The organism is Mangrovimonas sp. YM274 (assembly GCF_030908385.1).
GTDB lineage: Bacteria > Bacteroidota > Bacteroidia > Flavobacteriales > Flavobacteriaceae > Mangrovimonas_A.
In genome coordinates this window covers 1809119-1823794 of record NZ_CP133091.1, presented here as the reverse complement: position 1 = coordinate 1823794, position 14676 = coordinate 1809119, and the positions used below count along the sequence as shown (strand labels likewise).

Annotated in this window: 10 protein-coding genes; 9 read left to right on the top strand and 1 reads right to left on the bottom strand. The window is 35.7% G+C overall.

What is annotated here, in order from left to right:
- The first annotated feature begins 10 nt into the window (after positions 1–10).
- The 6 genes from RBH95_RS07975 to RBH95_RS07950 all read left to right on the top strand — a co-directional run bounded on the left by RBH95_RS07975 (position 11) and on the right by RBH95_RS07950 (position 8694).
- Positions 11–712, top strand: a complete 702-nt coding sequence (locus RBH95_RS07975; RefSeq protein ID WP_307902163.1) for a CPBP family intramembrane glutamic endopeptidase — start codon at positions 11–13, stop codon at positions 710–712.
- 244 nt (positions 713–956) lie between these two features.
- The gene (locus tag RBH95_RS07970) at positions 957–1388 is read left to right on the top strand and encodes a hypothetical protein (protein WP_307902162.1); all 432 of its coding nucleotides are present in this window, start codon (positions 957–959) and stop codon (positions 1386–1388) included.
- A 677-nt stretch (positions 1389–2065) separates the two neighbouring features.
- Entirely contained in the window at positions 2066–2683 is a 618-nt protein-coding gene (locus tag RBH95_RS07965) for a CatB-related O-acetyltransferase (RefSeq protein WP_307902161.1), read from the top strand.
- A gap of 178 nt (positions 2684–2861) precedes the next feature.
- Positions 2862–4016 (top strand): efflux RND transporter periplasmic adaptor subunit, encoded by a 1155-nt coding sequence (locus RBH95_RS07960; RefSeq protein WP_307902160.1) that lies wholly within the window; start codon positions 2862–2864, stop codon positions 4014–4016.
- 11 nt (positions 4017–4027) lie between these two features.
- On the top strand, positions 4028–7192 hold the full coding sequence (locus tag RBH95_RS07955) for an efflux RND transporter permease subunit (protein WP_307902159.1): 3165 nt from the start codon (positions 4028–4030) through the stop codon (positions 7190–7192).
- Positions 7189–8694 (top strand): efflux transporter outer membrane subunit, encoded by a 1506-nt coding sequence (locus RBH95_RS07950; RefSeq protein WP_307902158.1) that lies wholly within the window; start codon positions 7189–7191, stop codon positions 8692–8694. Before RBH95_RS07955 ends, RBH95_RS07950 begins: the two co-directional genes overlap by 4 nt.
- Before the next feature lie 196 nt (positions 8695–8890).
- On the opposite strand, the gene RBH95_RS07945 is transcribed toward RBH95_RS07950, so the two are convergent.
- Positions 8891–9469, bottom strand: coding sequence for a T9SS type A sorting domain-containing protein (locus RBH95_RS07945; protein WP_307902157.1), 579 nt, complete (start codon positions 9467–9469; stop codon positions 8891–8893).
- A gap of 667 nt (positions 9470–10136) precedes the next feature.
- Here RBH95_RS07945 and RBH95_RS07940 point away from each other — a divergent pair.
- The 3 genes from RBH95_RS07940 (at position 10137) to RBH95_RS07930 (ending at position 14079) form a co-directional block, all read left to right on the top strand.
- A complete protein-coding gene (locus tag RBH95_RS07940) occupies positions 10137–12251 on the top strand; it encodes an AAA family ATPase (protein ID WP_307902156.1) in 2115 nt (704 codons plus the stop codon).
- A gap of 93 nt (positions 12252–12344) precedes the next feature.
- Positions 12345–13313 carry an SH3 domain-containing protein gene (locus tag RBH95_RS07935; protein ID WP_307902155.1) on the top strand — a complete coding sequence of 323 codons (969 nt, stop codon included), beginning with the start codon at positions 12345–12347 and terminating at the stop codon, positions 13311–13313.
- A gap of 1 nt (position 13314) precedes the next feature.
- Positions 13315–14079: a M15 family metallopeptidase gene (locus tag RBH95_RS07930; protein ID WP_307902154.1), complete on the top strand. Its 765-nt coding sequence runs from the start codon at positions 13315–13317 to the stop codon at positions 14077–14079.
- Positions 14080–14676: the final 597 nt, after the last annotated feature.

Genomic DNA, 14676 nt, shown 5'->3' with positions numbered 1-14676 from the left:
TACAAACCAAATGATAGGAATTTTAATTGCCATTGCCGTTTCGTGGATGCTTTTATATCTCATTGAGAAAAAGAGTATCCTAGCCTTAGGAATTCTGCCCTTGGCAAAACGGCTGAAACAATTCTCAATGGGGTTTTTAGTCACTGGAATACTTTGTGTCTTTGTGCAATATTTTGAGGCTTATTTAAAAGCTTCGAATTGGGTTTTGAATGATACCATTACTACCAGAATTGTTTTCAACTCATTTTGGTGGGATTTTAAATCGGTGTTGACAGAAGAACTGATGTTTAGAGGCGCCCTACTCTATATGCTCATCCACAAAATAGGCCCAAGAAAAAGTATTTTGATTTCAGCAATGGCGTTTGGAGTCTATCATTGGTTCTCATATGGTGTTTTAGGAAATGTCATGGCAATGATTTTGGTATTTATCGGAACTGGATTAATGGGCTACGCATGGGCCTGGGCCTTTGCCAAAACCAAATCTATAATGCTCCCCTTTGGACTTCATTTGGGATGGAATTTCGTTTACAACACCTTATTTTCAAAAGGGCCTTTGGGAGGCTTAGTCCTGATTTCTCAGGGCGGGAAAGAGTTGACCGATTGGGCTTCACTATTGAATTTTACAACTGGTTTGATTATAGTGCCGCTTTTAGTGCTCATATATGTAAGGTATTTTGTAAAAAAGGAATCGGATATATCAGCAACGATATAAAAACTTCGGTTCACAAAAGTATCCCCTAATTGGTTGACATTTTGGAGTTCTTTGGAATCATTATTGGCTGATTTGTAATGGAATATTTATTTAAGAGGCTAGTATCTGTGAAGCATAAGTTAACCTGTATCTTAAGAAGAAAATCTTTATATCTAACCATAGACTATTACTTTATAGCCAAATAAAAAGAACTATATTTATGACAATGTTTGTAAACCATTTACCCCAATTCATTAAATAACTTATGGAACAGAAAACCCTATTATCCAGAAACGAAATTTTAGATAATATTCTTGGCCTACTTTTATCATTTGAATCTCTAACATTTAAAGAAATTTTCAAAGTAACAAATCCCGTAAAAATTGATATGGAATTTATTGCGAAAACATTACATCAATATCAATGGAAAGATTGGATGAAAGAGTCATTTAAGGATGAGCTTTTGTTCAATGGTTATATTCGAGAAGATGAAAGTGCAAATATCTTGATAACGGAAGAAGGTCGTGAGTTTAAAAATAATGGAGGTTACCAAGCACAAGAACTAAAACATGTTTGGACTAAGGATTTATATCCTCAAATGGAAAAAATAAATAGAACATATAATCAAAAATTAACTTTAGTAGGAATTTTGATATTTATAGTTCAAGTAATTACAATAGCAATAATTAAGTTCTAACTCCATTTATTACTTTAAAAGAATAGCAACTAACTTTATATGGTATAGAACAACATCTATAACACAGATTTCCAAAAGTTATTCCACTAGATTTGTTCTCCCTTTTAAAACCTCCCACAAATGCAACTAATTGAAATAAAGTTTTTTGGTGTTGTTTATGGATTTCTATTTGGTATCATATTAACTATTTTATCTTTTGCTTTTAGAATTAACCTCATCTACTCCCAAACTTTAGGTGAAACACCCATCTACCTTGGGTTAATTCCCATAGTTTTAATAATCTTATTTACTATTACATCTGAGAAATTGAGAAGTAAATCTTTAAATCTCATTTATCTTTTTGTGACCAGCTTTTCCTTTATATACTTTTATTCAAAATTTCAATGGACGGTGGACTGTTGCCCCGATAAATACCATTCAATGTATGAATGGAATGCTACCAAAAGACTAAGTTGGATAGTTGATTTACCATTGACTTTCATCATTATTCTAATTCAAGGATTGATATTCGACATACTGAAAGAACTCAATGGGAAAAACCTTTTAAAACAAGAGGTATAGTTCAATACTCCTAATTTTGTTTAGCCAGTTCTCACTTCAGGTTCTTGTCCAAGCAGAAAATTATTGCACTTTCCCTATCTTTAAAGCTATCAATTCCACAAAACACTGAAACTAATATGAACGGCCCTGACAAAGACCTAAAATTTCCCCTTGAAAATTATGATAGACTTTGCTTTTTAAAGAACATTGTTAAAAATCCGAATATCATTATAGGCGATTACACCTATTATGACGACTTTGAAAATGTTGACAATTTTGAGAGGAACGTCAAATACCTTTTTGATTTTACAGGCGATAAATTAATAATTGGTAAGTTCTGCATGATTGCTTCTGGGGTATCTTTTATCATGAATGGGGCCAACCATCTCACTAATTCAATTTCATCGTATCCCTTTGCCATTTTCGGAAATGGTTGGGAAAAAGCCATGGAAGGCAAAACATATCCCTATAAAGGCGATGTAATCATTGGAAACGATGTTTGGATTGGGCATAAAGCCACCATTATGGCGGGTGTTACCATTGGGGACGGCGCTATTATAGGAGCAAATTCCACAGTAGTTAAAGACGTGGCGCCTTACGCTATTGTAGGTGGCAATCCTGCCAAAGAAATAAGAAAACGATTTGACGAAAACACCATAAAGAAGCTTTTGGAATTGCAGTGGTGGCATTGGGACATAGAAAAAATTACTCAGAACATTCAAAAATTGACCTCCAATAGCATAGATGAATTATAGAAAGGCGACCTTCAAAGGACTCGCAGGCGGTCTATGGGCAAAGTCCTTATTCTTTTCAGCACATCACAATACTCACAAAAAAATAAACACAACTCATTAAAAAACAATTATTTACATTTAAAATCACAATGTTTTTCTTTAGATTTTTCATATTTTTATAGGAACTAAAGTACAAAACATGCCTAACTACAATTACTCCATTGTTCTTTTAGTACTACTCATTTTTGGCTGCAAACATGACGAGGAAAAGCCCATCGCACAGGTTGCTCCCATAAGCGTGATACAGCTAAAAACCGAAACAGTCCCCATTTACAAGGATTTTGTAGGGCAAGTATACGGCATCAAAGATATTCCCATCCGGGCACGTGTGGACGGCTTTTTGGAAGGCATGCATTTTGAAGAAGGCAATCGAGTGGAAAAAGGAGAGCTTCTTTATAGTATAGACTCTCAAACCTTTGAAGCAGAAGTAGCCAGAGTAAACAGTAACGTTTCTGCTGCCAAAACACTTTTGGCCAAATCCAATAGCGATTACAACCGAATCAAACCTTTAGCAGATCTGAATGCCGTAAGTAAAAGTGATTTGGATGGAGCCACGGCAAGAAAAGAAGCTGCGGATGCCGAACTTAAAGCGGCCTTAGCCTCTCTTGAAATCGCCAATATTAATTTAGGACATTGTAAAATTTATGCTCCCATAAATGGGGTGATTGGAAAAACACTGGCTCGAGAAGGCGAATATGTTGGGAAACAACCCAACCCTATCATCTTAAATACGGTTTCGGATATTGACACTATAAGAGTGCAGTTCTTTCTCGCGGAAGCAGAATACCTAACCTTCATGAAACGTTTATTGGTGAATACGGGCGACACCGACGAAAAATTCAAAACGTTGGCAGACAAGCAAATCTTAGAATTGATTCTTTCCGATAATTCCGTCCATACCCACAAAGGGCATTTGGACTTTATAGACCGTAATATCGACCCTAGTACAGGCTCTATATTACTTCAGGCCTCATTTCCCAATCCTGAAAGACTGATCCGTCCAGGGCAATTCACTAAGGTAAGAGCTCTAGTCAATCTGCGGGAGAATACCATTTTAGTCCCCCAAAAAGCCGTTCAAGAAATTCAAGGACAATATATGGTGTTTGTGGTGGGCAATGATGGCATCGTACAGATACGAAATATAGACATCTTAAAAAATTATAAGGATTATTACATTGTTGCAAAAGGACTTGAGCCCGGAGAACAGATAGTGGTTGACGAGGTTCAAAAAGTAAAATCCAAAATGAAAGTTGCCCCCAAATTAGTTCAGTATCAAAGCAAGGTAGAAAACTAATAACAAATTATATGTCCGATTCAAAGGGTAACTTATTTGTACGTCGACCCGTATTAGCAATGGTAATTGCCATCATCATTACGCTAGTAGGCGCTATTACCTTAACGGGGCTCCCTGTTGAACAATACCCTAGTCTGAGTCCACCACAAGTGGTTGTGAGAGCCAAATACCCTGGCGCTAATGCCATAGACATTGAAGAATCGGTAGCCACACCTCTAGAGCAACAAATTAACGGCGTAGACAATATGCTTTATATGTTGTCTACCAACTCCAATGATGGTACGATGGCCATTAGGGTATCGTTTGATGTGGGAACAAACCCAGATATGAATGCGGTTTTGGTTCAAAACAGAGCTGCAGCAGCAACGGCCAGATTACCAGAGTCCGTCAAGCAATTGGGAGTTACCACCAAAAAGGCCATGTCTAATGTTATGATGGTGGTCACACTCGCTTCCGATGGCAGTTTTGACCAAGAATTTCTGGGGAACTATGCGTTGATAAACCTTAGGGACGAACTTTTAAGACTTCCCGGCGTTGGCGATGTTACCGTGTTTGGCTCCGATTATTCCATGCGGATTTGGGTGAAACCGGACAGATTGTCTCAATTAGGAGTGACAGTACCGGAAATTGTCAAAGCTATTAATGAACAAAATGTCTTGGTACCAGGAGGCCAATTGGGCGCAGAACCAGCGCCTCAAGGCACCGAATTCACCTATACCGTTAGAATGCCCTCTCGCTTTAATTCAGAAGAAGAATTTGGAAATATCATTGTTCGCGAAAAACCCGATGGTTCCGAAATAAAAATAAAGGACATTGCAGAGGTTGAATTGGGCATTGAAAAATACAACGCGTTTACACGATTGAACAAAGAAGTCTGTACCGTGATTGCCATATATCAAGCGCCAGGATCCAACGCTTTGGAAGTTGCAGGCGGTATCAAAGAAGCCATGGCCTTTATGAGTACACGATTCCCCGAGGGCATCTCTTATGATATTTCCTTAGACACCACTTTGGCCATTACTGCCGGAATTGATGACATTATTGAAACCTTAATCATTGCCTTAATCTTGGTAATATTTGTGGTGTTTTTATTCCTTCAAGACTGGCGAGCCACGCTCATACCATGTCTTGCAATTCCTGTGTCGCTTATAGGCGCTTTTATATTCTTTCCAATGCTTGGTTTTACCATCAATGTTTTATCGCTGTTGGGATTGGTCTTGGCCATTGGTATCGTGGTAGACGATGCTATTATTGTGGTGGAAGCGGTACAAGTAAACATTGAAAGGGGTATGCAACCCAAAGAAGCCACTATCGATGCCATGAAAAAGGTAACAGGTCCCGTGATTGCAACCACTTTGATATTGGTAGCTATTTTTATTCCTGTTGCTGGTATGTCCGGTATTACAGGAAAACTCTACCAACAATTTGCCATTACCATTGCTTTGTCTGTAATTGTATCCTCTGTAAACGCCTTAACACTGTCGCCAGCCCTCTGTAGTTTACTCTTAAAAGAACCCAAGCCTTATAAAGGCGTTTTAGGCAAAATATTTGGAGGGTTCAATAAGTTTATGAAAAAATCTACCGGAGGCTATATGTCCGTGACCAATGTGGTTACCGGCAAGATCAAACGCGGATTGATTTTTATAGGAATTTTGATTGTGGGTATGGGAGTCTTATCAAAAGTGGTTCCTATGGGCTTTATCCCTGAAGAGGATATGGGTTACTTTTTTGTAAATATTCAGTTGCCACCAGCCGCATCCATCCAGCGGACCAACGACATCACCAGACAAGTAGAAGATTTGTTGGTAGCCAAAGAAGATGTGCAATATGTTACTAATGTAACGGGCTACAGTTTGCTGTCTACCTCCTTTTTAAACAATTCGGCAGTGATGTTTGTAAAGTTAAAAGATTGGGATGAACGGAATATTACCGCCAAAGCGTTCGTTGAAAACATCAATCAAGAACTCCTAAAAATACCTGGCAGTATCAATTTGGCCTTTGGCCCTCCCCCTATCCCCGGTTTGGGCAAGGGATCAGGATTCAGCATGATGATACAGGACCGAGGAGGCAACACCCCACAATACCTATCTGAACAAGCCAATATATTTACGCAAAAAGCAATGGAGCGTCCTGAAATAGGAAGAGCCTTCACCCCTTTCAATGCTTCAGTGCCTCAGCGCTTACTACAAATTAATAAGGAAAAAGCACTCAAACTAGGCATCCCTTTAAATGACTTATATGCTACAGTCGGGGCCTATATGGGAGGGACTTATGTTAACGATTTTAATAGATTTGGAAGGCTCTATAAAACTTATATACAAGCCAAACCTGAGTACCGTCAAGATGAATCGGGGTTGAATAGCTTCTTTCTGAAAAACAGGAATGGAGATATGGTTCCTATGTCTACCTTCATTGATATGGAACATATTTCAGGACCAGATTACACCAATCGGTTCAATCTCTTTAGGTCTATTGAAGTCTCTGGAGCGGCGGCCGCTGGCTATAGTACCACGCAAGCCTTGGACGCTCTGGAGGAGGTAGCCGCAGAAGTATTCCCCAGTGATGTCGGCTATTCGTGGAACGGACTTTCCTATCAAGAGAAAAAGGCCTCTGGAGGTTTGCTGCCCATCTTGGGACTTTCCATGATTTTCGTCTTTCTTATTCTCTCTGCTCAATATGAGAGTTGGTCTCTACCTATTAGTGTTTTGGCAGGAACCCCCTTTGCTATTTTTGGAGCATTCCTTGGACTGTACATCGCTAGATTCTTATCGCCTTCCTTTGAAAACAACATTTTTGCCCAAGTATCCTTCGTCATGCTCATTGGTATGGCGGCCAAAAATGCGATTCTTATTGTTGAGTTTGCTACCGAAGAATTCCACAATGGAAAAAGCTTGTATGATGCGGCCATAATGGCGGCCAAAGAACGTTTTAGACCCATTCTTATGACTGCTTTTGCCTTTATTTTTGGAATATTCCCTTTGGTCATTGCCACGGGATCTGGAGCTGAAGCACGAAAAGTAATGGGAATGACCTTATTGGGAGGCATGGTTATAGCCACCTTCGTTGGTGTTTTTCTGTATCCTATGCTATTTGTGTTTGTAGGCAAACTATTTGGCTATGAGAAGAAACGCTTGAAAAAGGACACACCGGAAACCTTAGAGCCCAAAGAGGAATGACACACAAACTCATAACATATGGCCTATTTGCTACGCTTATTTTAGCGATTTACTCCTGTGCAGTTGGACCTAATTATACGCCTCCAAAGGTTAACGAACCTGTTGATTTCAGGTTTAATGTTCAACAAGATACGGTTATCAATTTGAATTGGTGGGAACTGTTTAAAGACCCTGTCCTAGACTCTTTGATTACAACTGCCTTGGACAATAATAGAGATGTTTTAATTGCCAGTAGCCGGATAGAACAGGCTCGTGCCGTGCTGGGCGTTAGTAAAGCCGATTTTGGACCAGCCATAGGCTATTCAGGAAACCTAACCCCTACCAATTACCCTCAATATGTTACCGTTGATGAGGTGACAGGCAACTATTCCTTTCAAACGTTCCTAAACTGGGAAATTGATGTTTGGGGCCGCATTAGACGTAGCAATGAATCTGCTCGGGCCAATTTATTGTCTCTTGCCTATGCAAAAAGGGCCACGCAACTAAGTTTGATCAGTGAAGTGGCCGCTAGCTATTATGATTTATTGGACTACCGTACCCGATTGGTCATTGCCCAAAACACCTTTAAGGTTAGGGACAGCGCCTTAACCATCATCAAATTGCGTTACGACAAGGGTATCATTCCACTATTGGATGTTAATCAAGCGGAAGTTCAGAGTGCCACCGCAGAGGCAGCTATTCCTCTGTATCAACGACAAATTGCCCGTACAGAACATCGTTTGAAATTACTTTTAGGGAATTACCCGGGTCCAGTCACAAGTCCAGCTACTCTAATAGAAAAAAAATTGCCCGATTCCCTCCCTGCTGGACTCCCTTCCGACTTACTCTTAAGACGTCCAGATATTATTGCTTCGCAATACAACTATTGGTCGCAACATGCAAAAATAGGCGTAGCCGAGGCCTTGCGTTTTCCAACGATAAGTTTGACAGGCGTTTTAGGTTATGGAAGTCCAGAGTTGTCCAATATCATTTCCAATGGATTAGGATGGGGCGCACAAGGCAGTCTTGTAGGGCCGCTTTTTGAATGGGGCAAAAACAAAAGAAGAGTTGATATTGAACGTGAAGGCGCCAAACAGGCCTTATTCACCTATGAAAACACGGTACTCAATGCGTTTAGGGAAGTAGATGATGCCTTGATTACCGTCCAAACGCTTAAGGAGGAACTACAAATAAAAGAGTTTCGTTATAAAGCCGCTGAAAATGCTAGCTACCTTTCTGGTTTGCGATATGACAAAGGTGTTACCAGTTATTTGGAGGTTATAGAAAATCAACGGCAAACATTTGCCGCCAAATTGGAATATTCACAAACCTATAAAGAAGTATTTTTGGCATACATAACACTTTACAAGGCCTTAGGAGGTGGTTGGATAAGTGAAAGTGAGCGTGAAGCATACGCAAAAGCATATGAAGAGCAAATGAATTTAGAAGACAATAGCATAAGAAGGGATACCCTCATCTATAAAGGACAACTAACCGATTTAAAAATACCGAACAAAAAGTAATTTTGTAGCAATCTTTAACATCTCTAAAGTCTTCCAATGACACCAACCTCTATTCTTTTTTCTTAAACCCCAACCTGTGGTTTACAAACACTACAATTATTTCTATTTTGAGATATCCTTGCAAACAAAAAAAAGTCTATACAAAATTTGTATAGACTTCCAATTAAAGTTGTTATCGATTAATATTTACAAATCCTTATTGCTTAAAAAACCTTTTAATGATTGACTTGTTGCCTGATTTCAATTTCACTAAATAAATACCGGCACTCCAATCTGACACATCTATCGACGTTTGTTCATTCAATAAAACACTATTATGAATTTGTTTTCCCAACAATGTAAATACTGTTACCTCTACATTGTCAACAAGATTAGGAAGCTTTATATTAAGCTCTGAAACTCCTGGGTTTGGGGCAATTGAAAATTTATTCAGGGAAAATTCATTTGTACTAAGAGCTCCCTCTACTGTCACCGTACTTACTACAAAATCAGGTTCGTTAATACATGTATAGGAAATGGTACCAACCGTATTAAAGGTATGAGTTGCATAACTCTCAGGACCATTTAATTCATAATAAAAGTTTTCTGGCCCCGAAAACGTACTTACAGTATGGTTAACCTCACAAGAAGCACAAATCCACATAACGGTATCTCCTTGGTTAATTGTAATATTGGAAGCTGTATTCTCCCCCCAATAAACTTCATGTGTAACCTGAGCTTTAGCACTAAAAGCTATGACAGCAAAAACTGCAAATAAAAGTAATTGTTTTTTCATGGTATAAAGTTAAATTTTCACGTAGGAAAAGTAATAAAACAATTCGAATATAAACCAAAAAAAATTAAGGAAATTAAACATCAAATTAAAAAGCCTGTATATAGGCTACTTCAAGAGACTATTACATCTAAACAATACTACAAATCCTACATTTAACCAAAAAAACACTAGATGTCTAAAGAATTGCCGAAGCTATCTAGCAGCCCAAATAGTGTTTAGTTTTTCTTTTGTAAAGTTATGCAAGATTATTTGCCGATACAGTATTTAACTTTCCTTGTTTTATAAGGGATATCACGACACGAGGTACAAAAAGACTCGGAAATTACACGGAAAGTAGCAATGTCAACTTCTTCTTAAAAAAGACTAACTTGGAAACTATTTATTGAATAATCAAGAACTACTTTATTGAAACGAATATATAACTTTTTAATGAGTAGATTCAAATTTTGATTCTAAAAACAAAAAACGGCGAAATGCTTTATATTTTTAAGGTTTTTATTACATTTGAAAACCAACCAAACCAACCAATGCATAACACATTTCAAAAAAAGCTTGTAACAAACTTAACGTTAATAAGCCTATCCTTGCCAAAACATCATAACTCTTATAATAATGGCACTAGACATCATTGTGCTTGCTTCTATATTTTTAGACTTCAATAAACATTATGTACATAAATAAAATCATAATTAAAAAGTTCAGACATCTAGAAAATGAGTGCCTAGGTCCTTTTAATTTTAATAATAAATCATCCGAATTAACTGTTTTTGCTGGTCCAAACGGAAGTGGAAAAAGCTCAGTACTTGAATTAATCGGTTACGCTTTATCAAGTTCATATAGTTTGGGGTGGTCACTCAGCAGAACTTTCAATGGATTTTCCTTTGAAATAGCAATAGGATTAAGCCCTGAAGAAAAAAAGATAATTATTGATTCATTAAAAACAGAATTAGAAAGTATTGAAAAAACTATAAAAGAAGGAATCAATAGTATTGACATCAAAGAAGGGTTAACGCCTGAGGTTAAAGAAACACAAAAGGAACAGTTCATCGAAAGAACGAAGAGACCACACAAACACCAATATGACATTTTAGATTATCTTAAAACTAATGATGTTTACTACAGGGCTTTCGAATATAATTCTGGCGAATACGCTAAAGATTCAACTCTTCATAACCAAATTCACAGTTACGTAACTAGAGAGCTTAAGGATAAATTAAAAAGGTCGTTAGGGTTCTTTTTAAGGGCAGATAGAAACTATCCTCAAAAAGGATTCGACAGGAAAAAAATATTCTCATTTGATAATGTAAAAAGAAAGGAGCACTTATGGCAAATGGCCTTTAATACAAGTGAAATCCAGTATCTTGACATGTATGAATTTTTGGTACAGCAGAGATATCATTATTTAAGAGAGTTAGGTAATTACTACAACCAAAAGAACAAAGGAATTGACGTAGGGGACGAACCAGCTGACCCGATTAGACCATATGAGACCCTATTAAATCAAATTTTCCCAGACTATAAATTCGCTGATAAGAACGAGTCTATTCCCTCCAACCTATTTATTGAACTTCCCTCTAAAGAAGTAATAACATTCAATGACCTTTCTTCTGGAGAAAAGGAAGTATTTTTTATTCTATCTTTTTTCATAAGACACAATGTTGAAAATGCCATTATTGTCATTGATGAACCCGAACTGCACCTTCATCCGGAATTGTCCCGTCTCCTAATCAGAAATATTAAATCCATTAGGAACGGAAATCAAATTTGGGTTGCTACCCACAATTCGGAAATTATCGATGAGGCAGGTCGTGATCGTGTTGTCTATGTTGCAAGGGATTTATCCACTAGAAAAGCAAAGTTTGTCAGTGGTGATAACGAAGAAGACGTAATAATTCAACTTAAAAATTTATTTGGTTATTCAGGATATATTGGAGTAGCAAAGAATCTAGTTTTTCTAGAAGGCGATAACTCCAGTCCTGATAGGAAATTCTACAGTACATTATTCCCTAAAGATAATTCTAATTTCAAATTAATACCATCAAGTGGAAGTGATAATTTAACTAGAATTAACGGTGCTATTTTATCTATAATGGATGCTAATTTAGGTTGGATGAACTTTTACCTAATTAGAGATAGAGATTACTTAACCCCTGACATGGTTTCCAAATATAGAGCACATTCATCAGGAAAGGTATTCGTTCTTGAAAAGCATGAAATTGAAAACTACCTCTTAGATTTGAGTATAATTGGAAATGTTCTGGGAGAAATTTTTAATATCAATAAATCTGAACAAGAACTAAAAGATATTCTCTTCAAGGCGGCATTAAAAATTTCATCACAGGTCGTTAGAGATATGATTAGTTTCAGGCTCAACTTAAATTTAAAGCCTCAAGATTTTTCAATTGGGAAAGTGTTAAATGGAGATGCCTATTTTGAAAAACAAGATTCAGAGTGTCTCATAAAGAAGGACAAAAGTCAAATCATAAAAAATAAATTCACAAAAACTTCTGATGAGATTAGTGATACACTAACAACAGCCCTGTCATCAAGTGAAATTGAAACAATAATTTCTGATTGCGAAAGTGAAGTAAAGGAAAGTCTAGAGAATGATGGGTGGTTAAGTCTTTTTCCAGGAAAAGAACTTTTAGAAACCTTAGCCAAAGAGTTAGGGATTACCAACCTCATTAGTTTCCAGAATTCTATCATTAAAGAATTTGCTTCGAACCATGAAAAAATGGATAATGAATTGATAGAAATATTTAATAAAATAAACGAAGGCTAACAACGTCTACACACTATGACTTAAGAGATAAGGCACATAGTCAAACCGTTAGACATATTAAGAATAACAAAACAAATAATTAATAAATAAAAAATGAAAACAAACTCAACTAAACCAACAGTACTTATTGCTCTACTTTTTCTTTTGGCATTTAGCTCTTGTAAAAAGGATAGCGAAACTAAAAATGTAGCAGAGGCTACTGCTGACAAAACTGAGCAAATTGATTCTAAAATTTTAAAAGAAAAAAATGCAGCTGAGAAAGCTATTAAAAGGGAGAAAGAACTAAAATTATTGGATAGTTATAAAGATAGACAATATAAAAATGACTTCGTTGATGAAAACGGAATTCCAATAAGTTATACTGTTAAAAGGTTAATTGGAGAAAAGATTAATTTAGGTACAACAGGAGTAATCAAAGATATTGATCCTAAAGGAAAATGGGAATCTTATGAACTAAAAATATCGATTCAAGAAATAACTAATCAGTTAAAAATTAACGGGATATTACAAGACGAAATCAAAACTTTCCAACAAGTTTATGAATTAGAACATAAATATAACTGGGGTTCAGTTACAAATAACGGAAGAGGTATAAATGAAACGTACGAACCAGACACAGAAAAAGCTGAAAAAAGAGTTGAAATTTTCCAAGAAATAGACCGCTATTCTCCAACCTCTGAAGAATCTAGAACAAAATGGAAACAAGCCTATTCTGCATTAATTAAAAATTCAGGAATATTAAACATGAACTCGTATGAGAATTTTTTAAATTATAAAAATCCAAGCAGCGATATTAGCGCAACAAAAAATGAAACTAAAGCTTTATCAGACAATTTAATTTTCTCTATCAATGTTGATAATTTAAGAGTAAGAACAAGCCCTGAACTTAATAGTGAAAAAATAGAAAATTTGGCTATCGGTAGTCAAGTTGAATTTATAGAAAAATCAAACAATCAAACAACTGTAGAAATTAACAATAAAGAAATTACAGAGTTTTGGTATAAAGTTAAGACTCCAAGTGGAAATATTGGTTGGATTCACGGATGCTGTTTCGATAAATAATATGTATAAAAAAATACCAATATTTACTTTATTAATCTTTTTTGTTTCATGTAAAAATGAACAACCAAAAGAAATAGCCGTAATAAACGAAACCGTTCCCAAAAAGGAAAAAATAGTTACCCAAAATTATACTTATAATAAAGATTTTATTTTAGGCAAATTCAATTATAGAAATGATAGTACTTTTATTAAAATCAGTTCCAATCATTCCTCTAAAGAAATTTATTTAAATAAAGAAGTTTATGATGCCTTTAAAGAAATGTATAATTCAGCAAAAAAAGATGGAATTAACTTGATTGTTGTTTCTGGAACAAGGAATTTTTATGAGCAAAAGTCCATTTGGGAAAGAAAATGGGTTAAGTATAAAGATATCGAACCTTTAGAAAGAACAGCAAAAATTTTAGAATACAGCTCTATGCCATCCACCTCAAGACATCATTGGGGAACCGATATAGATTTAATTAATCTAAATAATTCATATTTTGATAAAGGAAAAGGAAGAAAAGAATATGAGTGGCTTATAAAAAACGCAAAAAAATTCGGATTTTATCAAGTTTATACAGAAAAAGAAAACGGACGAACAGGATATAATTTAGAAAAATGGCATTGGTCATATTTACCTTTAGCAAGTAGATATTTGAATTACTACAATGAAAACATTACTTATACAGATATAGCTAATTTTAAAGGTTATGAATTTGCAGAGAAAGTAAAAATGATATCCAATTATGTAAATGGAATTTCTAAAGATGCTAAAGAATTCTAGATAAATTGAGGGTTTAGCTTTTTAAAGCAGGTAGTATCTCACTAAGTGTGTAAAGTTAAAATATCGAGGGGCAAAAGCTCTCGATATTTTTTGTTTAAATTATTGTAATACTTAAAAAAAACATTTCCAAATAAACTCCCTGATATGATACAGAAAGTAATTTCACAAGTTTTACAATGGATACAATGAAATGAGCTACAAAAAGACTCGGAAATTACACGGAAATTAGAAGTATCAAAAATAACCTATAAATCTTACTCCTATTTGACTTTTGATTTATGTTTTAATAATACTTTAAAGATAATTGAAATTGAATTTAAAAGCTCCTTCATTAGGAGCCTTTTTTTATTAAATTTATTTGTCAGTTTTTAAAAGGAAATGAGCTTAAAGGAATATTTGGACCTGAATATTAATAATGCTTTTAGGGTTTTTAAGGCTGAACTTTAAAAACCAATTTGAAGAAAAAGAAAATTATAAGAATTATATTGACTGTATTCTGGATTCGTATAATATACATTATTCAATTATAAGAAATTATAATACTGAGTCTGAGGACTGGAAAAGTGGTAGAGCAGCGATGTATTTACATGTCAACAG

Excerpts from the sequence above, each read along its gene's own strand:
- RBH95_RS07975 (WP_307902163.1), top strand. The coding sequence starts at position 11 with ATGATAGGAATTTTAATTGCCATTGCCGTTTCGTGGATGCTTTTATAT.
- RBH95_RS07970 (WP_307902162.1), top strand. The coding sequence starts at position 957 with ATGGAACAGAAAACCCTATTATCCAGAAACGAAATTTTAGATAATATT.
- RBH95_RS07965 (WP_307902161.1), top strand. The coding sequence starts at position 2,066 with ATGAACGGCCCTGACAAAGACCTAAAATTTCCCCTTGAAAATTATGAT.
- RBH95_RS07960 (WP_307902160.1), top strand. The coding sequence starts at position 2,862 with ATGCCTAACTACAATTACTCCATTGTTCTTTTAGTACTACTCATTTTT.
- RBH95_RS07955 (WP_307902159.1), top strand. The coding sequence starts at position 4,028 with ATGTCCGATTCAAAGGGTAACTTATTTGTACGTCGACCCGTATTAGCA.
- RBH95_RS07950 (WP_307902158.1), top strand. The coding sequence starts at position 7,189 with ATGACACACAAACTCATAACATATGGCCTATTTGCTACGCTTATTTTA.
- RBH95_RS07945 (WP_307902157.1), bottom strand. The coding sequence starts at position 9,469 with ATGAAAAAACAATTACTTTTATTTGCAGTTTTTGCTGTCATAGCTTTT.
- RBH95_RS07940 (WP_307902156.1), top strand. The coding sequence starts at position 10,137 with ATGTACATAAATAAAATCATAATTAAAAAGTTCAGACATCTAGAAAAT.
- RBH95_RS07935 (WP_307902155.1), top strand. The coding sequence starts at position 12,345 with ATGAAAACAAACTCAACTAAACCAACAGTACTTATTGCTCTACTTTTT.
- RBH95_RS07930 (WP_307902154.1), top strand. The coding sequence starts at position 13,315 with ATGTATAAAAAAATACCAATATTTACTTTATTAATCTTTTTTGTTTCA.